The following is a 19,199-nucleotide window of genomic DNA, read 5'->3' as shown; positions in this document are numbered from 1 at the left end:
CCGGTTAGATGGCCGCGTCGAGCAGCATGTTGTCCCGATGCACGGCCACGTCGCAGTCAACCGGATCGAGAATGCCGTCCATATCATCGGTGCGTTTGCCTTTGATGCGGATCAATTCCTTGGAAGAATAGTTGGTTACGCCAACACCCAGCTGATCTCCCTCCAGGTTCCTGATGAAGACGAGGGCTCCCCGTTCAAAGGTGCCGGAGACTTCGCGGATGCCGATGGGGAGCAGGGATTTGCCATGGCTGACGAGCGCCTTTGCCGCGCCCTGATCCACGACCAGGGTGCCTGCGGGATCGTCATGATAGGCGAGCCAGAATTTCTTGCTCGATACGTGCTGCTCCGAAGCCAGCACCAGAGTGCCGCATTCGGCTCCGTTCAGCGCGGCGAGCAGATTGAATTCGCCCCGGCCCGAAACAATGAGGGTGGGTACGCCGAGCTGGGCCGCCCGCTTGGCCGCGCGTAGCTTGGAGTACATGCCGCCGCTGCCGACATTGGTCTTGCCGTCGCACATGGATTCCAGGTCCAGGTCCGCAATATTGTCGATGATCGGGATGGGCTTGGCGTCGGAATGGAGATCCGGATTCCTGTCGAACACGCCGTCGGCGCTGGTCAGGTTGATGAACAGGTCCGCCCCGGTCAGGCCGATGCACATGGCGCCGAGGGTGTCGTTGTCGCCGAATTCGAGTTCGTGGGTGGAGACGGTGTCGTTCTCGTTGATGATGGGGACCACGCCCCATTCCAGCAATCGTTCCAGGGTGTTTCTGGCGTTGAGGAAACGCTCCCTGGCCTTGAGCCCGATGCGGGTGAGCAGAACCTGGGCCGTCACCTTGCCGTGGCGGGCGAATGCTTCGTCATAGTCATGCATCAGCCGTCCCTGGCCAACGGCCGAGGCGGCCTGGCGGGAGGCCATGTCCGAGTAATCCTTGCTGCACTGTCGGATACGCTCGCAGATGCGTTGGCGTCCCGCTGCCACAGCCCCGGAAGTGACCAGGATCACGTCGATGGATCGGTCGGAAAGCGTTGAAATCTGGTCCGCCAGCCGTTCGATGGCCGACGGGTTCAACCCCTCGGCAGTGGTCAGCACAGCGCTTCCAACTTTTATGATGACGCGCTGAACATCCTTCAGCAGCGGTTTTCTGTCCACATTGGTTTTCGTCATGCGGGCGAACGTACAGCAACAGCCGGTCCGCTGGCAAGGCGAGAGTCGGGGCCGTTCGGCAGGAGCGAGTGCAATTTTCTTATTTTTGAAACTAAAGAAGTATAAAGAAAATCGATGGGAATCCGATAGAGCTTTTAATATTGTAAAACATAGTGTTGTCCTCTGACGATTCAACGCTGTTGGAGTTGATCATGATAAATCCGGTAAATGGTGCTGCACTTCAGCCTCAGTTCAAGTCCTCGACTCCTTCAACTGAGACACGGGAGACCTCCGCTGCGTTGAGCGGGGACGTCGTGGATTTCAGCGAAGAGGCGTTGCTGCTCTCGGCAAAGCCGTGCTCCTTCGAGATCGAAATGGCGAATCAGGCGGAGATTCGCAAAAGTCACGAGGAGGCGCAGGCCGCCAACCCCCGATCTCGGTGGTGGATGAGTTCCGGTATGCAGGAAGGAACATTCACTCTGAAGAACGGCAACAAGCAGGTTGTCGCCATTGACGGCGACAAGATGGAAATCATGGAATATGAGGGGGACCGACTGGTCAAGTCGGTGAAGGGGACCCTCTATGAGGGTGGGGCCTCACTGGATACAGAATTTTATGACAAGACGGGCAAGCTTGCCCAGACCATTCATACCGAAATCGAGGAACTCAGGGGAAAGAACGGCTGGACCTCCGCACGGATGCAGCGCAGCGTTCAGTGGTTCGATGCAGGTGTTTTGAAAGGCGACATGCAGGATTCCATGCAGCTCAGCTCTTGGAACAGCGCTGCGAATGGGGCCACCACGGGAAAGCAGTTGCGGAGTTTGCTGGGCGATGCCGCCCAAAAGGTCTCCGAAACCGTGGACGAGTTCAATGTCGATACAACGTTGGAAAAGCATGTAGCCAACTATTATGCCGAGGTCAGAAAGCTTGGCGAGAACGGCCGCACTGTCCGGCAAACATCTGTGGAGTTTAAGGGCAAGTACACGCAGTTCTCCAATCGGTCCTATGACGATAATGGGAGCATGGCTGCCCGTACTACTGATGAAATCGAGCACGATACCGGCCTCAAAATGTCCATTCGGGACTATGATAAAGATGGGAATCTTGTGCGTGATGCCGTTTTCAACGATGAGCAGAAGGACAATTCCAAGCTGAGCAAGGACGGTAAGCAGCAGCAGTCGCTTGCTGTGTCCTGGTACAGCGGCGGGGAACTGGTCAAGCGGAGTCGCGGCTCCATGACGCAGTGGGAAACTCCTGAAGTCTCGTTGCGGGATCGCCCCTCCGTGTTGGAAGCTCTTGGCCTCTCGTCCGAGGAATATCTCGGTGAAAACCCGCAATCAGCCGTTGAGTTGCTGGCTGCGGGGGCGGGCAAGAGCAGCTCCGAGGCGGATTATTTCATGGAAGGCATCATGCGTCATGCGGCCACTGGCGACTACAGCGACACCGAGGACATAGGCAAGTACGGGATCAAGGGTCCTTATTCCGTGGATTGGACCGATGAAATCTACAGTGACGGAGAGCTTGTCCAACGGCAGAGGGACAGTGAATCGGCCAGGGAAACAACCTTCCTGCAACGGGAACGGGCCATCATGTTCCGCACCGCTCGTGGTCTGACGGAAAACGAGGCCCCCAGAGTATTGCGGGAGACCTCGCACGAGCACGAGGAATATGAGGGTGGAAAGGTTGTTAATCGACAGACGACCAAGGCGCGGGAGAGCATCGAGCAGAGCACGAAGCACCCGGACCGGGTCGTGACCGACGCCACCATGACGCAGGGCCCGCAGGGCAAGGAAGTCACAACCGCCTTCCAGGTCTTCGGTGGAGTGGACGTTGTCGACCGTGATCCGCGAGGCGCGTCGCGAGGAATGGGCGACGAACTTCGGATTACCCTGGACGACTTTATGGACGACGTGCGGGACATGAATCAAGAGGATATCTCGCGCAGTGAAGCCCATCGCGTCAATCTGGACTACCTGAGTATGTGGGAGAACTAGACGTCGGCGGTTTGATCACTCGTTGTGCCGTCCCGGTGGCATAGAATCGATACGAAGTTGTCCAATGCCACGGAATGCGTTGGTTCTCGAAACACGAGATGAATCTCCAGTGAGGGGAGAGTGCCCCTCAGCGGGACAAACGCCACGCCGCTGCGTCCAGTACCCGCCGTGGATGCGGGAACCGGCGAGAGTCCGTGTCCGGCGGCCACCAGGGCGACCGAGGTATGTTTGGTTGTCACTTCCTGTACCACATGCATTTTTGCGTCCGCCTCGGCAAAGGCGGCGGCCCAGGCGTCGAACAAGGCGGGATTCAACCTGCGCGGCGCCATGATGAGCGGCCGGTCATCTAGGTCCCGTATGGATACCGAAGGGTGCCCGGCCATAGGATCGTCCGCCGGAACCGCCAGCACGTATCGCTCACGATGATAGACCCGGCACGTCAGTCCTGATGTATCGTGCCCCAGCAACCGTACCACGCCCGCATCCAGCATTCCATGGCGCAAGCGTTCCAATTGGTCCGGCGTGGTCGCCTCGTGCAGGTCCAACGTTACGCCGGGATGGGCTTCGCGAAATTTACGGATGTCCTCCGGCAGGGGGCCGTCGATGGCCGGACCGACAAAGCCTATCGCCAGCCTGCCTGTCTTGCCGGTCCCGATATCCCTTGCGCGCCGTTCAGCGGCATCCATGTTCGCCAGAATGATGCGGGCATCGGCCAGCAGCGATTTCCCGGCTTCTGTCAGTTCCACCTTGCGCCTGTCGCGCACAAAAAGACGTACTCCCAGTTCTTCCTCCAGGGCCGCTATCTGTTGCGAAAGCGGCGGCTGGGTCATGTGCAGCCTCTCGGCTGCCTTGCGGAAGTGCAGTTCCTCGGCCACGGCCATAAAATATTCCAATTGTCTGCTGTGCATATGTGATATGTAAATCATATCACATATGCTGAAAAGATATATTGGACGGATTTAACTCGCGCGAGCACCGTATCGAAAAAAAGGAGGTTGTCATGGACAACGAACGATACGAACGAGGTATGGAAAAGCTGCGCGAGGTGGATGCGGAACAGGGCGACAAGGTTGTGGCGGCGCTGGTCGATATCGCGCCTGACCTTTCGCGGCTCATGATCGAGTTCCCCTTTGGGGATGTTTATACCCGCCCCGGCCTTTCCCTCAAGGAGCGGGAACTGGTAACCATCTCGGCCCTGGCAGCCCTGGGGCATTGCCAGCCGCAGCTCAAAGTGCATCTGCATGGCGCGCTCAATGTTGGCTGGACCCGCGCCGAGATCGTGGAGACCTGTATCCAGCTGACGGTTTATGCCGGATTCCCGGCAGCGCTGAATGCGCTCTTTGCGGCCAAGGAAGTGTTTGCTGAGCGGGATAAAGACGGAAATGCGGACAAGTAAGGGGATTTTCCCTCAGGATTTAATAGGTAAAACGCCCCGGGACCAGAAGGTCCCGGGGCGTTTTCATTCAGGGAAAAAGTCATACGGGCAGTGCCGCTGACGAGTTGAGGCGAGTTACTCTTCAGCCAGTTCCTTTTCCATCGCATGCAGCTGCCGCCACATGGCGTCGAGCAGGGCATTCACGCCTTCGCCGGTCATGGCGGAAATGAAGTAGACCTCTTGCCCGGAAGCCGCGACCTGGGCCTTGAGATCGTCCAATTCCTCAGGGGAAAGGGTGTCGATTTTGTTGATGACCTTGATCTGCTGCTTTTGTGAAAGCTCCGGGCTATAGGCGGCCAGTTCCTGATCGAGCATGGTGTAGCCGTCCAGCGGGTCCTCGCGGTTCAGGTCTTCCACGGCCAGGATGTGAACCAGAAAGCGGGTGCGTTCCACGTGCTTGAGGAAGGTGATGCCCAGGCCGCGGCCTTCGCTGGCACCTTCGATCAGGCCTGGGATATCGGCAATGACCATCCGCTTGAAGTCGTCGTTTTCGATGACGCCGAGGTTCGGCACCAGCGTGGTGAACGGGTAGGCGGCGATCTTGGGCCGGGCGGCGGATACCTTGGAGATGAATGTGGACTTGCCCGCGCTGGGCAGACCGAGCAGACCGACATCGGCCAGGACCTTCAGCTCCAGGCGAATGCGTTTCTCCTCACCGGGAAAACCGGGCTCCGCATAGCGGGGAGTGCGGTTGACCGAGGACTTGAAGTGCAGGTTGCCCCGCCCGCCGTCGCCGCCTGAGCAGATGACCATTTCGGTGCCGTTCTTGACCAGGTCGGCAATGAGTTTTTCCTCGGTGGTGCCATCCTCGTTTTCGGTCACCTCATATACCAACGTGCCCACGGGCAGGTTCACATACAAGGGGTCGGCAGCCTTGCCATATCGGTCCTTGCCCATGCCGGGCTGGCCGTTTTTGGCATAATAGTGGCGATGCAGACGGAAGTCGTAAAGCGTCACCAGACTGTTGTCGGCGCGGAATATGACATCGCCTCCGCGTCCGCCGTCTCCGCCGTCCGGGCCGCCCTTGGGCATGTTCGCAGCCCGCAGCAGGCTGGCGCAGCCATTGCCGCCGTTGCCGGAACGCACTGTGATGATCGCTTCGTCTACAAATCGCATGAATTATTACCTCCGTCCTTCGGGCGGTTGTTTGGCCGCCATGGGACGACGTATCTTATATGTTTAAGGTGCGGCGTACAACCCGAGGCCCCACTAAAATGAAACCCTTTCCTTGACGCTGGGGCAGTTACAAAACAAAATTAATAAAATCAAGCAGTTGTATAGAATTCACTATGCAGGATGGGCGAAAAGGAAAGGGTATGCGCACGACGATCGAATCGATTGGCCTGTTTTTGTTTTATTGTCAATATGAAAAGAACCTCACGGAAAAGACGCTGAAAGCCTACCGGACCGATTTGCGGCAATTTGTCGAATACCTCGGAAAGCCGGAAAAAGCGGATGTCACGGCTATTGGCAAGGATGTGATCCGGGGGTACCTGAAAGGGTTATACGACTCGTATCGGCCACGCAGCATCAAACGCAAGATAGCAACCTTGAAGGCTTTTTTTTCCTATATGGAATACGAGGAGCAGATTGCGTCCAATCCGTTCCGCAAGTTGCGGATCAAGGTGGACCGAGCCAAGGAATTGCCCCGCACGTTGAGTCTGGAGACCATTCAGGGCATTTTCCGTGCGGCATATCTGGGCAAGGTGGGGACGAGGCTGGGCAGTCCGGCGTATATCCGTTCTGTTCGAGACATTGCCGTGCTCGAACTGCTTTTTGCCACAGGAATGCGGGTGGGCGAGCTCTGTGCCTTAGAGCGCGCGGACGTGGACCTGGAAGCCCGGACAGTCCGAATTACCGGCAAAGGCCGCCGGGAACGCATCGTCCCCCTTTGCGGCGAGGAGGTCATTGCCGCCCTTACCAAGCATCTCGAATACACCGATCCCGCATCCGATAGCATGTTCAACATCTCCGACCAGCAGGTTCGCTGTTTTCTCACTCGCTATGCCGCCCAGGGCGCCGCCGGCAAACACGTCACCCCCCACATGTTCCGCCACACCGTAGCCACCATGCTCCTCGGCAACGGCGTGGACATCCGAAACATCCAGGTTCTCCTCGGCCACAGCTCCATCGGCGTCACCGAAATCTACGCCCACGTCAACGAGGCCTGCCAACGCAAAGCCATAGCCGGAGTCCACCCCCGGAGAGACCTTGAAACAGGAGGTGTTGGATAACTGAGAATTATCTCTTCTTTGCAATGATGGAGTAGTAAAACCATTTGTCAGAATATGATAGGATATCAAAATATTCTTTAAATTCTGCCATGAAGGATGGCATTTTTAAACTAAAAGCGTGTTGAATTTGGAGCTCCTGTGCCGAGAGTCTATGCAGTAAAGGCAGAGCCAAAGGTAAAATTCTATCATAGAAGAGGCTTCCAATTCGTGAGAACCTGTTTGGTTCATATATAAAGAGCTTTCCATCCCGAGTCAGTATGTTCGCCATAATTTTTGGAACCGAACAGAGTTTATCTGGAGGAAGGTGATGGAGCACTCCCGATATATGTAAGACATCAAAGGGCCCACCTTTTTGAACGTCTGGATGTAAAATACTTTGCTCAATGAATGCAATTTGAGGCGCTGAGGCAACATGATCGTAAAGTTCATTTTTCAAGTCCATCCCAAAAAGTCGGCTAAACCCGTTTCTCGCTAAATAGTTTAAAAACAATCCATGAGCACACCCGATGTCGACAACAGATTTATCTCGAGAAACGGTTTTTAAAACAGGTAGTATGTATCGATATTTTAGTGCGAAGCCAATTCTGAACAGAAAACTACGCTCCAAAGTGGCATAGGCCTGTGAATAGGCTTGGTCATCGATGTTTTTTATATTGTACTTCTTCATTTTAATTACTCGGATAAGGCATGCGAGAAAGTAGTAGGACCATAATTCGTGAACCCGGACGATTTCTGGTTGACCGTTTCCTCTCCAGTGGTACTATTTCATTACTTTTTGGGGGTGCCGTTCTCTCACTGACTGAGTTGGGACTTTTGCTTTTTTCTGCTTACCAAGATGGGACCTTTCATATTGAAAATGGCATTGGCTTACTTCGTCATTACGCAATTTTTACTTTTTTGGTCGGCGACGTTTTTTTACTGTATTGGTTGAAAAAATACATCGATATAATACATCTTTTTAACGACAGACTTCAACTTACAAAATTGCAAAAGCGTATAGTTGAAGAAAGACTAGCACTATTTAAATCAAATATAACTTTCCAGACACCTATGAAATACCTGTACATAGGTTTTCTTCTGGTGGGTGCTCTCTTTTGGTTTTCCAACATGATCCATCATATTTCGGGGAATACGGTTAACCAATGGGGTCGCCTGACTTTTGATGCCTATCAATACAAATACGGATTCTACTGCACCAGAATTCATCTATTCCTTTCCTGGATACTTATATTCCCTTTTTTTGCCTTCGCTACAATTTGCTCGACACTGACTATAGTGACAATCATCAGGGAAATGGATTCCCAGGGAGTACTGGACTTCGATTTGTTGCATAATGACAAATGCGGTGGATATTCTTTTATTGGCGATGCACAAATATATTTTAATTTTATGATCTCCATTTGCTACATTGAAGTTTCTTCTGTAGTTTTTATCTCTAAAGAGATTACATTGGAGCAACTTTTTATTTATGTACTTCTAACATGTACTCTTTTCTTGGGAAACAGCTTGATATTATATAATTCATCGCAGTCGCTGAAAATTGCCAGAGAAAAAGTGCTAGAAGTGTACAAATACGGACTGCAGGAGGCAAAGCCTCATTTTCATTTTGAAATATACAGGTACTGCCTCAACGAAGTGGGATATAAACCATTCAGCCGCTATTCAAAACATATAATTCACGGAACAAAACTTGTAGCTTTCGTTATATCTTTTGGTTTTCAAATAGAAAAAATAATGAAGATAGATGCTGTTGCTAAAATTTTACAACTTAGTCTGTTAACTTCATAAATTTGTAAATCCCCCATACTCCAAAAGTGACAGCTAGCCATCCGGTTATATCAGCCCATAACTGATACGTGTCATCAGGCATTAATTTGTATATGTGGAATAAGGAAATCATGGCGAACCCAAATGAGACCCGTATAAACAGCCCATGCAGGCGAGAATAGATATGAATGCTTTTGACCTTTCTAGTTTTTTCCACATTGCAAATTCGAAGAATGTATAAAACTATTTCCCTACTTACCAATGCCCAAGCCAACATCATTCCGAAAATGCCCTGTGCATTGAAAACAATGACTACTGCAATATAGAAGACTTTATCCCCCAAGCTGTCGAGCATATAGCCCGTTAGGGTCGGAACTGAATACCGTCGCGCGATATATCCGTCAGCGTGATCAGTAAGTTGGGCAACAAGAAGTATCCACACCGAATGCCAGAAATAATCTAAACCAAGTTGTGAAAACCATAAAAAACAAAAGGCTAAAACCACCCGGCTAACAGATAAGGCATCAGCAATGTTTCTCGCGGTAATCATAATTCTCAGTTATCTATTAATGGTGTCATGGCTCACTATATAGATAATTCGCTAACAAACTAATAACGCTATAGCAACAAAAAAAACGGGGAGGAGTTCTAAAGAACTCCTCCCCGTTTGAAAGGCGGATGAAAAGTAAAAGTACTAGGCTTCGGCCGGAAGTACGTGCACGCGGGTCTTGACGACCTTGTTGCGGGTGTACTTCTCATACTTGACGACACCGTCGCGCAGGGCGAACAGAGTGTAGTCCTTGCCAGTTCCAACGCCTTCACCGGCGTGGAAACTGGAGCCTACCTGGCGGACGAGAATGTTTCCGGCGAGGACTTCCTGTCCGCCGAAACGCTTTACGCCACGCCGTTGCCCGGCACTGTCACGGCCGTTTCTGGAACTACCACCAGCTTTCTTGTGAGCCATTTTATCCTCCCTTCAGGCATTAGGCCTTGATGGATTTGACCTTGAGTTGCGTGTAATCCTGACGATGGCCCTGAGTCTTGCGAGCGTCCTTCTTGGACAGCTTGTGAAAGACCACGACCTTCTTGTCGCGGATGTGGCCCAGAACTTCGCATTCCACCGAGGCGCCCTCAACAACGGGCTCGCCGATCTTGGTGTCACCGTCGTTGTCCACCAGCAACACGGAGTCGATGCTCAGCGTGTCTCCAGCTTCAGCCTGGATCAAATCTACATTAAATTCAAGACCTTCTTCAACGCGGTACTGTTTTCCGCCAGTCTCGACGATAGCAAACATAGTGCAAACCTCCAATTCGTAAGAGGAGGCAACCTAGCCGCAACAGGGCCGGTAAGTCAAGCCTGGATTCTGGTTTTTTGACATTTTTTTGTCTTTTTTTGCCAACGGACATTCTCTTTGATACATGGCTACGAACAAGGGGGGATTAAATGTCAAAGATTCTGCCGTCATTGCTGCTTCTGTTCCTTCTGGCCGCCGGTTGTACGCCGCACGAAACCCGCCATGTTGACGATGAGTCGCTTGTCATGCGCTGCCAGTCTTTTCCCTGTGGGGATGAGATGAAGACCCAGGATATGGATTTGATCTACGAATTTCAACTCGATCCGTCCGGGGAGTGCCTTTTGCGTGGTACGGCCACGCCCAAAGGGGTTCCCGTGAACCGGTCCGTGGATTTCATCGTCCTCAGCGTGGACCTGCTGCGGGATGTGACGGTTGCCGACAGCCTGTCCTTCCCCTTGCCTTGCAAAGGTCCGGCCCGCCCCATATCCTTCGAGAAAAAGTTTACCCCCAGTGGTGGGTTCGATGGTGTGGCCTTTCACTGGGATGTGAAGCTGCTGGACGATTAGTGCTGCGTCCTGGCCAGGACCAGAACGTCCACACTGGTTGCTCCGGCCCGACGCAGGGTGCGGGCGCATTCGCGCAGGGTCGCCCCGGTTGTGTAGACGTCGTCCACCAGCAGAATCCGTTTGCCGTCAATTATCTCATTGCGAGCCGCAAACGCGTTTTTGATGTTTTGTTGCCGTTCGTTCCGATCCAGCGTTGTTTGCGGCTGGGTGTATCGGGTGCGCGTCAGGGCGTGGTTCCAGAGGGGGATATCCAGGGCCTTTGCCACGGCCCGGCCCAGTTCCGATGACTGATTGAATCCACGCCAAGCCAGCCTGCGGCGGTGTAGGGGCACCGGAATCACTCCGTCCGCTTGCTCGGTCAGGTGCAGCTCGGCCGCCTGTCGGGCCAGTTCGCCCAGCAGACGCGCGTTGCCGTAGGCTCCGTTGAATTTGAAATGCAGGATAAGGTCTCGCAGTACTCCGGCATAGGGTGCATAAAAAGCGAGCCGGTCCCACGGCGGCGGCGCGTGCAGGCATTCCGGGCAAACAGCCGGAACCGCGTCGTCATCCCCGAACATCTCGCCGCAAGTAGGGCAATAGCCGCCGTTGCGCAGGGCGAGGCGGTCTTCGCAACAGGAGCAGAGCTTTTCCGCGCCATGCGTCAGTGCGCCGCAGACCGGGCAGCGGCTCGCATCCAGTCCCGCCCTGCGGACAAGGTTTTGGAGCAGGGCAAGCACGAGCGGTCAGCCGTCCTTGCGCCAAGCGGTGCGGCCCAGTTCGATTACGGATTCTTCGAGCGTCTTTTGGCCCGAGAGGTCACCCGGCTCGTCCAGTCCGCGCAGGGTCAATGGATCGGCCAGCGTCAGATTGAAGTTGTTGAAAAAGTATTTGAGCGTCAGTCGGGCACCGTCAAAGAGCTTTTGCCCGGTTGGTTGCCCCGCCAACAGCACCGCGTGTACCGTGCGCTTCGGGAGTTCGGCCATCCAGGGCTCCTTCGTCTGCCGGGCGGTCCAGAACTGTTGGCCTCGGTCCAGCCACGTCTTGAGCCGCGAGGGCAGATGATAGAAGTAGATGGGGGAGGCCATGAGCACGGTAGGAGCCGTGAACAGGGGGGCGAATGCCTCCCAGGCCTGATCTTTGCCGCCCAGGATGCAGCGGTCCCGTCCCCTGAGTTCCGTATGTTTGTCGCAATAGCCGCAGGCCAGACAGTGTCGGGTCTCGAAGTCCCGCAGGTACAGGATTTCGGCCTCGCCGCCCGCGTCGCGCACCCCCTCGGCCAGGAGCGCGGCCGCCCTGTCAGAGTTGCCCCCCTTGCGGTGGCTGCCTGCGTATATCACGGCTCCGGTCATTGTTCCTCCCGGTCGAAGAGCGGCTCCTTGCGCGTCATGACGGCCCGGACGTGATCGCCCCGGTTTTCGAATTCAAAAGCCCAGTCCGGAAATATATACGACTCGTGAAGCACTTGCGGCTCCCCCTTGAGGGAAACCAGCGCCTCAATCCGGTCTGTCTTACCCAAGCGGAGGTACCAACCTACCTCCATGCCTACGCCTCAGCACTTGTCGCGGAGGTCGATGCGGATCGGTTCAGCCATCCTATTCTCCCTGAAAGTACGGGTTGTGCAGATGTTCGTCTCCGGCCGTGGTTGCCGGACCGTGTCCCGGATAGAGCGTGGTCTCCGGCGGCAGGCTGAAGATATGGTCGCGCACCGACTGCTTCAGAACTTCCGTATCGCCGCCGGGGAAATCCGTGCGTCCGACAGACCTGTAGAAGATGAGGTCGCCCACAAACGCGGCCTTGGCCTCCGGAAAATAGAAGGTCAGGCTGCCCCTGGAATGTCCCGGCGTGGGGAATACCGTGCAGGCGAATCCGGCAAAGGTATGCTCGCCCGGTTCGATGACCGTGGCGTCATACTCGTCTACCGGAGGCAGACCCATGTCCCCGCCTTTGCCCAGCCAGTTCTCCAGCAGCTCCTTGTCCGGCCCGCAGAGCAGGGGCGCTCCGGTGGCCTTTGCCAAGGCATTGGCCCCGTAGGTGTGGTCGAAGTGCAGATGGGTGAGCAGGATGTGCTTCAGGGTAAGGCCTTTCTCCTTGAGATAGTCGAGCATGGGGGTGGGATCGCCGCCCGCGTCGATGGCCACGGCCTCGCTGTCGTTCGCCAGGATGTAGCCGTTGGTCTGAAGCGGTCCGAGGGGGAAGGTCTTGAGTTCCATTACAATGCCTCCAGCAGGAGTTCGGAGAGCGGTTTGCGGTCCGAGGAGCCCTTTTGCGCGGGGTGCCCCAAAGTGATGACAGCCTCCAGCTCGTATTTTCCCGGGCTCAGGGCAAGCGCCCCGAGGGCGGCTTCCTGGTCGTTGATGATCTGGCCGAGCCAGACCGCGCCGAGTCCCAGGGCATGGATGGCCAGCAGCATATTCTGGATGCAGGCGCCGACTCCCTGGTGATCCTTCATTTCGGAATAGATGACGTCCTTGTCCAGCAGGACGGCAATGCAGGCGGCCGCTCCCCGGACGATGTGCGTATATTTGGTGCATTCCCCCAGCTTTTCCGTGCGGGGATCGTTCTTTTTGACGACGAGGAACCGCCATGGCTGATAGTTCATGCCGCTGGGTGCCCATCGGCCCGCTTCGAGAATGGTGGTCAGTTGCTGGTCGGTGACCGGCTCATCCGTGTATTTCCGGATGGAGCGACGGTCGAGCATGGCTTGGATAACGGGATTGTCATTGATCTGCATCGTGTTAAGCTCCTTGAACGAGTGGCCTTGCAATGTAGCGTATGGGAAGGGGACCGGCAAGTGTGTGTGACCGTTCCGTCCCGGCCGTCGTATATGGTGTTGCAGTTGAGTCGGCCCTGCCCGGGCGGGGTGTTAAGGAAAGAGGATGGCAGAGAATTCGGAATCGAGCCTGATCCGCGAGGTCCTTGGGGGAGACCCCAGGCCTTTCGAGACCCTGGTGCGAAGGTACCAGGGCCCGGTCTACAATCTTATGCTGCGCCAGACCGGCGATTGCGAGATTGCGGCTGATCTGGCGCAGGAAGCCTTTGTCCGCGCCTATACGCGGCTGGAGACGTTCAGGCTCGGCGGTCGGTTCTTTCCTTGGCTATATGCCCTTGCGTTGAATGTGGCCCGCGACTGGATGCGCAGAAATGGGCGGGATTTTCATATTTTCATGGAAGATCCGGCGGTCATGAATACAGACGGCGGAGGCGAAGATGCGGAGCGGACGGCGACACGGAGAATGGACGGGGCACGTGCTTTTGAAAAGGTCATGGCCCTGGCTCCGAAATACCGTGAAGCCCTGATCCTTCGTTTTCGCCATGATTTTTCCATGAAGGAGATTGGCCAGGCCCTGGGTATCACGGTGAGCGGTGCAAAAATGCGCGTCAGCCGTGGATTGGAACTGGTTCGAAAGGAGTTTGAGGAGGCGTCCGATGCCGAATAATGAATCTTTTTCCACTCTGGACAAGCTGATTGTGCAGTCGGTCCGCGACATGGAGGAACAGCCTGTTCCCGACGGTTTTTCCGCGCGGGTGATGGAGAATCTTCCTTCCAGGAAGGTTTCCCGCTGGGGGCGGTTCCGGCTGTGGCTGACCCGGCCCCGGTCCGTGACCTTCCGGCCCGTCACGGCGGTGCCGGTGGTGGCTTTGGCCGTCATTCTCCTGGTGGCGGCACTGTGGCCCGATGCAGGGCGTCAGCCGGATTACAACGGCCTGTCGCCTGTCCGTTTCGTGTTGTACGACGCCCGCCGTTCCGCGCATTCCGTGGCGGTCATGGGGTCCTTCAACAATTGGAATTCGACCTCGGTCATGCATTACGATCCCGCGGCTGGAGCCTGGGTGCTGGATGCGGAACTCCCGGAAGGCGAATATGAATATGTATTCGTTTTGGACGGCGAGCGCATTGTTGCCGATCCTCATGCGCAGATGAGCCGCAGCGACGGCTTCGGTCACGTCAATTCCGTTATTTATGTCGGTGGCGGCGATGAACAGATGTTGTAAAGGGGTCATTCTGGCAGCTGGCTTGCTGACCTGCCTGGCTGCTGCGCCAGCTTTGGCCGACGACTCGTTTGCCTCGGCTACGGAAGCGGTTCGGCAGTGCGGCGTGTCCGGAACCCTGCTGGACGATCTGGCCGCGCGTGTGACGCGTGGCGAAGTGGATCAGGCCGTTGTCGAGAAGCTGCTCGTGCCTCTGCTGGAGGTCTGTGCGGACAAGCTTCCCACGTCTCCCCTGGAGGACAAGCTGGCGGAAGGATTGGCCAAGTCCGTTCCTCCCGAACGCATCGTCCCGGTGCTTTCCCGACGTGCCGTGTTGCTGGTTGTCGCGCGGAACCTGTTGCTCAAGGAGAGGGGAGAAGCGTCGAAGAACGCCGTCAGCCTCCTGGGTGAGGGGCTTGATTCGGGAGTGCCGAAAACAGACTTCCTCAGCTATCTGAAAGAGTTCGGCAAACAGCCAGAGGCGGATTTCCTGATCGGGCTTGCCATGGTTTCCTACCAGGGACAGGTTGGCTTTCCGGTGGATCTGACGCTGGATATCATCCGGCAAGGTGGGGCCGGCAAGTCCCTGAGCGAAGGCTGGCGTTATCTGGTTCGTATAATCATTGCCGCCCGGAGCAGAGGCGTGGACGATCCCACTGTGGCCCGGGCTGCAAGGGAGGCCTTGCGTAACGGGGAGCCCGTGACCGGCGTGGTCACGCGTCTGGGCTTTACCGGCCGTAGCCTTTCCGGGGTTTCGGATAACCAATAGCTGGAATTTTGTGACCATGCCGTCCTGCGGGCGGTATATTATGGCAGCAACGACCAACTGCACGCGGAGGATTGTTTGGTGAGACACGTTGGACTGGCAGCGGCATTCGGATTGCTGCTGACGATTGCCGGTTGTGTGGTGCCGCTCAAGAGCGGTTCCTATTATCTGGAAAAACGGCAGTATACAGAGGGTGTTGAGGCCCAGCATGAGTGGTTGCTGGAGCATCCGGACGATGCGGATGCGCGTTACTACATCGGCCGCTACTACCTGGCCATGGAGCAACCGGCCAAGGCCATGGATTGGTTCGACAAGGCCATCGTGATGGACCCCGACAATGCCGACTATGTCTTCTGGAAAGGCGTCACCTATTGGGCGCTCATGGAATACGGCAAGGAACGGCTCTGCTACGAAAAGGCGATAAAGCTCGATCCCGGCCATATCTCGGCTCATCTGTATCTCGGCCATGGCTATACCGACGACAAGGACTGGGCCAGGGCCCTGGCTCAGTATGACACGGTCCTGAAACTGGACCCATATAATCCCGAGGCCCTTTACAATCGGGCTATAGCCCTGGGGGGCCTGGGACGGAAGAAGGAGGAAGTTGCGCAGTTCAGGGCGTTCCTGAAGGATTATCCCGACGGCAGTCTTGCCATGCAGGCTGCCGAACGACTCAACCTGCTGGGGGATTTTTCCTATCGCAACTTCATTATCGGCAGGCGCAATGTCACCCTGAAGTCGATGGCGTTCAAGAAGTGGTCAAGCGAATTGACCCTGGACAGCAAAGAGTCCCTGCACGTCATTGAGGCGATGATGAAGACGAACAAGACGTTGGTCCTCAATATCGTCGCCTACAAGAAGGGTGACCTGAAAGCAGCCAGGGCGATGGCCCTAGAGGTCAGGCATTACATCCTGTCCGGAAGAAGGGTGGAAGCCTCCAGGCTGCCGGTAAGTTGGTTTGACAGTTCCGAAATCGTCGAGATGGGCGGCAAGCGCTTTGCCCTGGATGATTCGGTGCAGTTCATCACCGCAGTGCGATGAGTAGGCAAGGAGCTTTAACATGAAGAACGTGTTCAGAAATATATTGGCCGGACTGGCCTGCCTGATCCTTTTTACGGCAGTGACGGTCTCCGGTGTACATGCCCAGACCGATGAGGGGACCACGGATACCGGCACCACGGCTACAACGGATACCGGGACCACTGACGGTACCACCGATGGTACGGCAGAGGGTACCGCGGACGGCATGGCGGATGAAACGGAATCCGCATTTTCCAATCCGGCACAGGCTGCACGCGCCGAAGCGTTGGCCGCAGCCGCAGCCGAGGCCTCGGCTGAGGAAACCGCTGCCGAGGTTGGGGCTGCTGAAGCGGCCGTAGCCGAAGCGGAAGTCGCTGTGGCTGCGGCAGAGGCTGATCTGGCTGCTGCGGAAGAGGCTGCCGATGAAGCGGCTGTTGCGGCCGCTGCCGAGGCCCTTTCCGCTGCACAGACCGAGCTGACTGCGGCCCGGACCGCTGCGGACGAAGCCGTTGCCTCGGCCTCCTCGGTGGATGTGGCATCCATCGCCTCCATGCGCGACGAAGGTATGGGGTGGGGCGAGATAGCTCATGAACTTGGGGTTCATCCAAGTTCATTGGGACTCGGCCACAGGAATCAGGCCCGGGCGCAGGCTGCCAACAAGGGAGCGACCTCGCAGGCCAGGAGTTCGGTCGCTTCGGCGGCTCGCTCCGGGGTTGCGAATGGACTGGCAAAGAGCACTGCCCGGAATACGCGCGAAGGTGTTGCCAAGACTCCCGGTGTGTCCGGTGGCTTGGGCAGCAAGGCTGTAGGTCTGAGCAGGGCATCCAGTTCTGCCAAGAGTGGAGCCAAGGGCTCCTCGTCCGCCTCCAGTTCGTCGTCGTCCGGTGGGCGCGGCAATGGAAACGGCAATGGTGGCGGAAACGGCAATGGCAATGGCCATGGCGGCGGCAATGGTAACGGCGGCGGAAACGGCGGCGGCAATGGCGGCGGAAATGGTGGAGGTCACGGCAAGAGCTGATTCCTCGCATGGTCTGATTTATCTGCAAGGCTCGCCATAAGGCGAGCCTTTTTTTGTGGGCATCAAAGGGAGACAGATTGCTTTGGCGAGTGTTTTGTAACAGTTACCAAAGTCGTGTGATCTTCACAAAACAAGGTAATAAAGATAATGTGTCGTAGTATGTGCGCACAATCCCAGAACGAAAAACTGACGGAAGTTTATCTTCAGATCAGCCCAAACATCCTGGAAAGCTTTCCTAAATTTCGCCCGCCAGTGGCGCTTTATCGGCTTGATCCGGAACTGGGACAGGTGCGGCGCTATCACAAGGCCAAGGAACGGTTGTCCAGGGATCGGCAGAAGAAGGTTGCCGATTTTGCCGACCATGGGATGCTTTTTCTTCACCGCGAGGACTACCGGGTCTGTGCGCAGCATTTGAGCCGGAACCTAGGTCTGGTCCTCATCGAAGATGATTTCACGCCCCAGGAAGTGGCCGAGATATTCTACCTTGCCCTGTGGAAGCGGATGAACGAATTTCTGGGGCAACCCACCGAGGCTCCGTTGCAAAGTCTGACCACGGATTTATCCATCCTGGTGGAGTACCTGTGGGTGGACCCGGTACGTGTGGAATATCTCGTACGCTCGCTGCATACTGAATATGATCTGGCCACGCATTCGGTGAACACCATGTTTGTCGGGGTGGCCCTGTACACCATGCTGGTGCAGGGGCGGTACGAGCAGGCCGCGTTGGTCAGTCTGGCGCTGGGCCTTATCCTGCATGACCTCGGCATGGCCAACGTGCCGAAGTTCATCGTGGATAAGCCGAGGAAGTTGCTGCACAATGACCGGCCGTCGGTGGAGCACCATATCGAGGCTGGACTGAGCAAGCTCAATCGCCTCCGGCTGCGCGATCCCACGGTCATTCAATGCATGACACTGCATCACGAGCGGGTGGACGGATCGGGCTATCCCAACCGGGTGATGAAGGAAAGCCTGAACCTGCCGGGCAGGTTGTGCGGACTGGCGGATGCCTTCAGCGCGCTGATCAGCGCCCGGCCGTACCGCAAGGCCAAGGACCTCAAGGAAGCGGCCATTACCTTGCTTCAGGATGGGGGGCGGTTTGATCCCGTGCTGGCGAAACTGCTGGCGGTGCTGGTGACAAAAGGGGTGGGCGACTACATCGGGGATGCGGCGTAGCCGAGAGTCTGCGAAAGGTCCGGCCTGTTTCGCCTGTTGGTGGAGATTCCCCGGGGAAGTGATTCGTCAGGGGTGCCGGATATCCTGCCACAAGGAACGCATACGGACGATTTCTCTGTTGTCATCCTGGCGGCGCAGGGCGTGCTGCATGATCTGTCCGCCCTCTTCCTCTCCGGATGCGGCGCAGGATGAGACAAATGAGTCTCCAGCATGGGCTTCGTTCTTGAACTGGATTTCCAGCCCCATGCAGCGATGATGCTCCAGCCAGTGCTCCGGCACGGCCTCGAAACAGAATTCCCCGTAACGCACGTTGTTGACGTGGTTGTTGATGTCCTGGTCCGACCTCCGGGCCGTGATGATCGTTTCGTCCGTGCCTTCCCGCAGGCGGGGCACTGCGCCGGAGGGCATGAGCAAGGCGCGTTCGGCATCGGGGATATAGCGGTTGTCCAGCACCTCGCCCGGCGGGCACGCCTTGTGCGTCTCCAGGTCAACGGCCACCCAGTGGCTGGTAGCCCGGCCAATGCAGCCTTTTTCGTCATGCACCAGAAAATCGCGTCCAGCCACCAGCCGTTCGTTGCCCGAGGGCCAGGTCTGGACGCGGCAGGTCTCGCCAAAGGCCGGTAGCCTGTCCATGAGCAGATAGAGCCGGACGAGCATCCAGAAATGGCCGGTGGTGCGCAGGTCCTTGAATCCGAAACCGAGCGAGTCGGCATGGCGCGAGGCCACGTCCTGCAACTGGTCGCAGATGGTGGTGATGGGAACCAGCCCGTCCGTTCGCGGTTCGTAGGATCGAATGTCGTAGGCGTGTTCGTATATAAGCGGAGAGGTCTCGTGCATGA

At 56.3% G+C, this 19,199-nt stretch carries 24 protein-coding genes; 11 read left to right on the top strand and 13 right to left on the bottom strand.

Annotated features, from left to right (window positions below; all coding sequences use genetic code 11):
* Positions 1-4: 4 nt before the first annotated feature.
* Positions 5-1,165: a glutamate 5-kinase gene (gene proB, locus ACI0FG_RS11300; protein ID WP_419785103.1), complete on the bottom strand. Its 1,161-nt coding sequence runs from the start codon at positions 1,163-1,165 to the stop codon at positions 5-7.
* Between the two features lie 293 nt (positions 1,166-1,458).
* Here proB and ACI0FG_RS11295 point away from each other — a divergent pair, with 293 nt between their 5' ends.
* A complete protein-coding gene (locus ACI0FG_RS11295) occupies positions 1,459-3,138 on the top strand; it encodes a hypothetical protein (RefSeq protein WP_419785102.1) in 1,680 nt (559 codons plus the stop codon).
* Here the strand turns inward: ACI0FG_RS11295 and ACI0FG_RS11290 are convergent.
* Positions 3,135-4,064, bottom strand: coding sequence for a LysR substrate-binding domain-containing protein (locus ACI0FG_RS11290; protein ID WP_419785101.1), 930 nt, complete (start codon positions 4,062-4,064; stop codon positions 3,135-3,137). The genes ACI0FG_RS11295 and ACI0FG_RS11290 overlap by 4 nt on opposite strands.
* A 74-nt stretch (positions 4,065-4,138) precedes the next feature.
* Here ACI0FG_RS11290 and ACI0FG_RS11285 point away from each other — a divergent pair, with 74 nt between their 5' ends.
* Positions 4,139-4,534, top strand: a complete 396-nt coding sequence (locus tag ACI0FG_RS11285) for a carboxymuconolactone decarboxylase family protein (RefSeq protein ID WP_419785100.1) — start codon at positions 4,139-4,141, stop codon at positions 4,532-4,534.
* A gap of 114 nt (positions 4,535-4,648) precedes the next feature.
* Here the strand turns inward: ACI0FG_RS11285 and obgE are convergent, their stop codons facing one another.
* Positions 4,649-5,689 carry a GTPase ObgE gene (obgE, locus tag ACI0FG_RS11280; RefSeq protein WP_419785099.1) on the bottom strand — a complete coding sequence of 347 codons (1,041 nt, stop codon included), beginning with the start codon at positions 5,687-5,689 and terminating at the stop codon, positions 4,649-4,651.
* 200 nt (positions 5,690-5,889) lie between these two features.
* Between obgE and ACI0FG_RS11275 the strand changes: the two genes are divergently transcribed.
* Positions 5,890-6,807 (top strand): tyrosine-type recombinase/integrase, encoded by a 918-nt coding sequence (locus ACI0FG_RS11275; protein WP_419785098.1) that lies wholly within the window; start codon positions 5,890-5,892, stop codon positions 6,805-6,807.
* Positions 6,808-6,814: 7 nt separating this feature from the next.
* Here ACI0FG_RS11275 and ACI0FG_RS11270 read toward each other — a convergent pair whose 3' ends face one another.
* The gene (locus tag ACI0FG_RS11270) at positions 6,815-7,474 is read right to left on the bottom strand and encodes a class I SAM-dependent methyltransferase (protein ID WP_419785097.1); all 660 of its coding nucleotides are present in this window, start codon (positions 7,472-7,474) and stop codon (positions 6,815-6,817) included.
* Positions 7,475-7,494: 20 nt separating this feature from the next.
* Here ACI0FG_RS11270 and ACI0FG_RS11265 point away from each other — a divergent pair, with 20 nt between their 5' ends.
* Positions 7,495-8,595 carry a hypothetical protein gene (locus tag ACI0FG_RS11265; RefSeq protein WP_419785096.1) on the top strand — a complete coding sequence of 367 codons (1,101 nt, stop codon included), beginning with the start codon at positions 7,495-7,497 and terminating at the stop codon, positions 8,593-8,595.
* On the opposite strand, the gene ACI0FG_RS11260 is transcribed toward ACI0FG_RS11265, so the two are convergent.
* The 3 genes from ACI0FG_RS11260 to rplU all read right to left on the bottom strand — a co-directional run bounded on the left by ACI0FG_RS11260 (position 8,576) and on the right by rplU (position 9,869).
* Positions 8,576-9,124 (bottom strand): CDP-alcohol phosphatidyltransferase family protein, encoded by a 549-nt coding sequence (locus ACI0FG_RS11260; RefSeq protein WP_419785095.1) that lies wholly within the window; start codon positions 9,122-9,124, stop codon positions 8,576-8,578. The genes ACI0FG_RS11265 and ACI0FG_RS11260 overlap by 20 nt on opposite strands.
* Positions 9,125-9,268: 144 nt before the next feature.
* Positions 9,269-9,538 carry a 50S ribosomal protein L27 gene (gene rpmA, locus ACI0FG_RS11255; RefSeq protein WP_419785094.1) on the bottom strand — a complete coding sequence of 90 codons (270 nt, stop codon included), beginning with the start codon at positions 9,536-9,538 and terminating at the stop codon, positions 9,269-9,271.
* Between the two features lie 19 nt (positions 9,539-9,557).
* On the bottom strand, positions 9,558-9,869 hold the full coding sequence (gene rplU / locus ACI0FG_RS11250) for a 50S ribosomal protein L21 (RefSeq protein WP_419785093.1): 312 nt from the start codon (positions 9,867-9,869) through the stop codon (positions 9,558-9,560).
* Between the two features lie 149 nt (positions 9,870-10,018).
* Between rplU and ACI0FG_RS11245 the strand changes: the two genes are divergently transcribed.
* A complete protein-coding gene (locus ACI0FG_RS11245; protein WP_419785092.1) occupies positions 10,019-10,435 on the top strand; it encodes a hypothetical protein in 417 nt (138 codons plus the stop codon).
* On the opposite strand, the gene ACI0FG_RS11240 is transcribed toward ACI0FG_RS11245, so the two are convergent.
* Genes ACI0FG_RS11240 through ACI0FG_RS11220 form a run of 5 tightly spaced genes read right to left on the bottom strand, consistent with a single transcriptional unit; the run spans position 10,432 to position 13,145 of the window.
* Positions 10,432-11,151 carry a ComF family protein gene (locus tag ACI0FG_RS11240; RefSeq protein ID WP_419785091.1) on the bottom strand — a complete coding sequence of 240 codons (720 nt, stop codon included), beginning with the start codon at positions 11,149-11,151 and terminating at the stop codon, positions 10,432-10,434. The genes ACI0FG_RS11245 and ACI0FG_RS11240 overlap by 4 nt on opposite strands.
* Positions 11,152-11,157: 6 nt before the next feature.
* Positions 11,158-11,763 (bottom strand): flavodoxin family protein, encoded by a 606-nt coding sequence (locus tag ACI0FG_RS11235; RefSeq protein ID WP_419785090.1) that lies wholly within the window; start codon positions 11,761-11,763, stop codon positions 11,158-11,160.
* Complete coding sequence (locus ACI0FG_RS11230) at positions 11,760-11,954, bottom strand: hypothetical protein (RefSeq protein WP_419785089.1); 195 nt, start codon at positions 11,952-11,954, stop codon at positions 11,760-11,762. The genes ACI0FG_RS11235 and ACI0FG_RS11230 overlap by 4 nt, the downstream gene beginning before the upstream one ends.
* A gap of 52 nt (positions 11,955-12,006) precedes the next feature.
* Positions 12,007-12,624 carry an MBL fold metallo-hydrolase gene (locus ACI0FG_RS11225; RefSeq protein WP_419785088.1) on the bottom strand — a complete coding sequence of 206 codons (618 nt, stop codon included), beginning with the start codon at positions 12,622-12,624 and terminating at the stop codon, positions 12,007-12,009.
* Positions 12,624-13,145 carry a nitroreductase family protein gene (locus ACI0FG_RS11220; protein WP_419785087.1) on the bottom strand — a complete coding sequence of 174 codons (522 nt, stop codon included), beginning with the start codon at positions 13,143-13,145 and terminating at the stop codon, positions 12,624-12,626. Before ACI0FG_RS11220 ends, ACI0FG_RS11225 begins: the two co-directional genes overlap by 1 nt.
* A gap of 145 nt (positions 13,146-13,290) precedes the next feature.
* Between ACI0FG_RS11220 and ACI0FG_RS11215 the strand changes: the two genes are divergently transcribed.
* The 6 genes from ACI0FG_RS11215 (at position 13,291) to ACI0FG_RS11190 (ending at position 18,360) form a co-directional block, all read left to right on the top strand.
* Positions 13,291-13,851 (top strand): RNA polymerase sigma factor, encoded by a 561-nt coding sequence (locus tag ACI0FG_RS11215; RefSeq protein WP_419785086.1) that lies wholly within the window; start codon positions 13,291-13,293, stop codon positions 13,849-13,851.
* Positions 13,841-14,407: a hypothetical protein gene (locus ACI0FG_RS11210; protein ID WP_419785085.1), complete on the top strand. Its 567-nt coding sequence runs from the start codon at positions 13,841-13,843 to the stop codon at positions 14,405-14,407. Before ACI0FG_RS11215 ends, ACI0FG_RS11210 begins: the two co-directional genes overlap by 11 nt.
* Entirely contained in the window at positions 14,391-15,152 is a 762-nt protein-coding gene (locus tag ACI0FG_RS11205; RefSeq protein WP_419785084.1) for a hypothetical protein, read from the top strand. Before ACI0FG_RS11210 ends, ACI0FG_RS11205 begins: the two co-directional genes overlap by 17 nt.
* Positions 15,153-15,230: 78 nt before the next feature.
* On the top strand, positions 15,231-16,190 hold the full coding sequence (locus ACI0FG_RS11200; RefSeq protein ID WP_419788384.1) for a tetratricopeptide repeat protein: 960 nt from the start codon (positions 15,231-15,233) through the stop codon (positions 16,188-16,190).
* Positions 16,191-16,209: 19 nt separating this feature from the next.
* Positions 16,210-17,187 carry a hypothetical protein gene (locus tag ACI0FG_RS11195; protein ID WP_419785083.1) on the top strand — a complete coding sequence of 326 codons (978 nt, stop codon included), beginning with the start codon at positions 16,210-16,212 and terminating at the stop codon, positions 17,185-17,187.
* A gap of 159 nt (positions 17,188-17,346) precedes the next feature.
* On the top strand, positions 17,347-18,360 hold the full coding sequence (locus ACI0FG_RS11190; RefSeq protein WP_419785082.1) for an HD-GYP domain-containing protein: 1,014 nt from the start codon (positions 17,347-17,349) through the stop codon (positions 18,358-18,360).
* A 66-nt stretch (positions 18,361-18,426) separates the two neighbouring features.
* On the opposite strand, the gene ACI0FG_RS11185 is transcribed toward ACI0FG_RS11190, so the two are convergent.
* A complete protein-coding gene (locus tag ACI0FG_RS11185; protein ID WP_419785081.1) occupies positions 18,427-19,197 on the bottom strand; it encodes an acyl-[acyl-carrier-protein] thioesterase in 771 nt (256 codons plus the stop codon).
* Positions 19,198-19,199 lie beyond the last annotated feature (2 nt).

It is taken from the genome of Pseudodesulfovibrio sp. 7M6 (assembly GCF_050058625.1).
Lineage (GTDB): Bacteria > Desulfobacterota > Desulfovibrionia > Desulfovibrionales > Desulfovibrionaceae > Pseudodesulfovibrio > Pseudodesulfovibrio salinus.
The sequence above is the reverse complement of the archived record's forward strand: the minus strand, read 5'-3'. Positions and strand labels throughout refer to the sequence as shown.

Excerpts from the sequence above, each read along its gene's own strand:
- proB (WP_419785103.1), bottom strand. The coding sequence starts at position 1,165 with ATGACGAAAACCAATGTGGACAGAAAACCGCTGCTGAAGGATGTTCAG.
- ACI0FG_RS11290 (WP_419785101.1), bottom strand. The coding sequence starts at position 4,064 with ATGATTTACATATCACATATGCACAGCAGACAATTGGAATATTTTATG.
- ACI0FG_RS11285 (WP_419785100.1), top strand. The coding sequence starts at position 4,139 with ATGGACAACGAACGATACGAACGAGGTATGGAAAAGCTGCGCGAGGTG.
- obgE (WP_419785099.1), bottom strand. The coding sequence starts at position 5,689 with ATGCGATTTGTAGACGAAGCGATCATCACAGTGCGTTCCGGCAACGGC.
- ACI0FG_RS11275 (WP_419785098.1), top strand. The coding sequence starts at position 5,890 with ATGCGCACGACGATCGAATCGATTGGCCTGTTTTTGTTTTATTGTCAA.
- ACI0FG_RS11270 (WP_419785097.1), bottom strand. The coding sequence starts at position 7,474 with ATGAAGAAGTACAATATAAAAAACATCGATGACCAAGCCTATTCACAG.
- ACI0FG_RS11265 (WP_419785096.1), top strand. The coding sequence starts at position 7,495 with ATGCGAGAAAGTAGTAGGACCATAATTCGTGAACCCGGACGATTTCTG.
- ACI0FG_RS11260 (WP_419785095.1), bottom strand. The coding sequence starts at position 9,124 with ATGATTACCGCGAGAAACATTGCTGATGCCTTATCTGTTAGCCGGGTG.
- rpmA (WP_419785094.1), bottom strand. The coding sequence starts at position 9,538 with ATGGCTCACAAGAAAGCTGGTGGTAGTTCCAGAAACGGCCGTGACAGT.
- rplU (WP_419785093.1), bottom strand. The coding sequence starts at position 9,869 with ATGTTTGCTATCGTCGAGACTGGCGGAAAACAGTACCGCGTTGAAGAA.
- ACI0FG_RS11245 (WP_419785092.1), top strand. The coding sequence starts at position 10,019 with ATGTCAAAGATTCTGCCGTCATTGCTGCTTCTGTTCCTTCTGGCCGCC.
- ACI0FG_RS11235 (WP_419785090.1), bottom strand. The coding sequence starts at position 11,763 with ATGACCGGAGCCGTGATATACGCAGGCAGCCACCGCAAGGGGGGCAAC.
- ACI0FG_RS11230 (WP_419785089.1), bottom strand. The coding sequence starts at position 11,954 with ATGGAGGTAGGTTGGTACCTCCGCTTGGGTAAGACAGACCGGATTGAG.
- ACI0FG_RS11225 (WP_419785088.1), bottom strand. The coding sequence starts at position 12,624 with ATGGAACTCAAGACCTTCCCCCTCGGACCGCTTCAGACCAACGGCTAC.
- ACI0FG_RS11220 (WP_419785087.1), bottom strand. The coding sequence starts at position 13,145 with ATGCAGATCAATGACAATCCCGTTATCCAAGCCATGCTCGACCGTCGC.
- ACI0FG_RS11215 (WP_419785086.1), top strand. The coding sequence starts at position 13,291 with ATGGCAGAGAATTCGGAATCGAGCCTGATCCGCGAGGTCCTTGGGGGA.
- ACI0FG_RS11210 (WP_419785085.1), top strand. The coding sequence starts at position 13,841 with ATGCCGAATAATGAATCTTTTTCCACTCTGGACAAGCTGATTGTGCAG.
- ACI0FG_RS11205 (WP_419785084.1), top strand. The coding sequence starts at position 14,391 with ATGAACAGATGTTGTAAAGGGGTCATTCTGGCAGCTGGCTTGCTGACC.
- ACI0FG_RS11195 (WP_419785083.1), top strand. The coding sequence starts at position 16,210 with ATGAAGAACGTGTTCAGAAATATATTGGCCGGACTGGCCTGCCTGATC.
- ACI0FG_RS11190 (WP_419785082.1), top strand. The coding sequence starts at position 17,347 with ATGTGCGCACAATCCCAGAACGAAAAACTGACGGAAGTTTATCTTCAG.
- ACI0FG_RS11185 (WP_419785081.1), bottom strand. The coding sequence starts at position 19,197 with ATGCACGAGACCTCTCCGCTTATATACGAACACGCCTACGACATTCGA.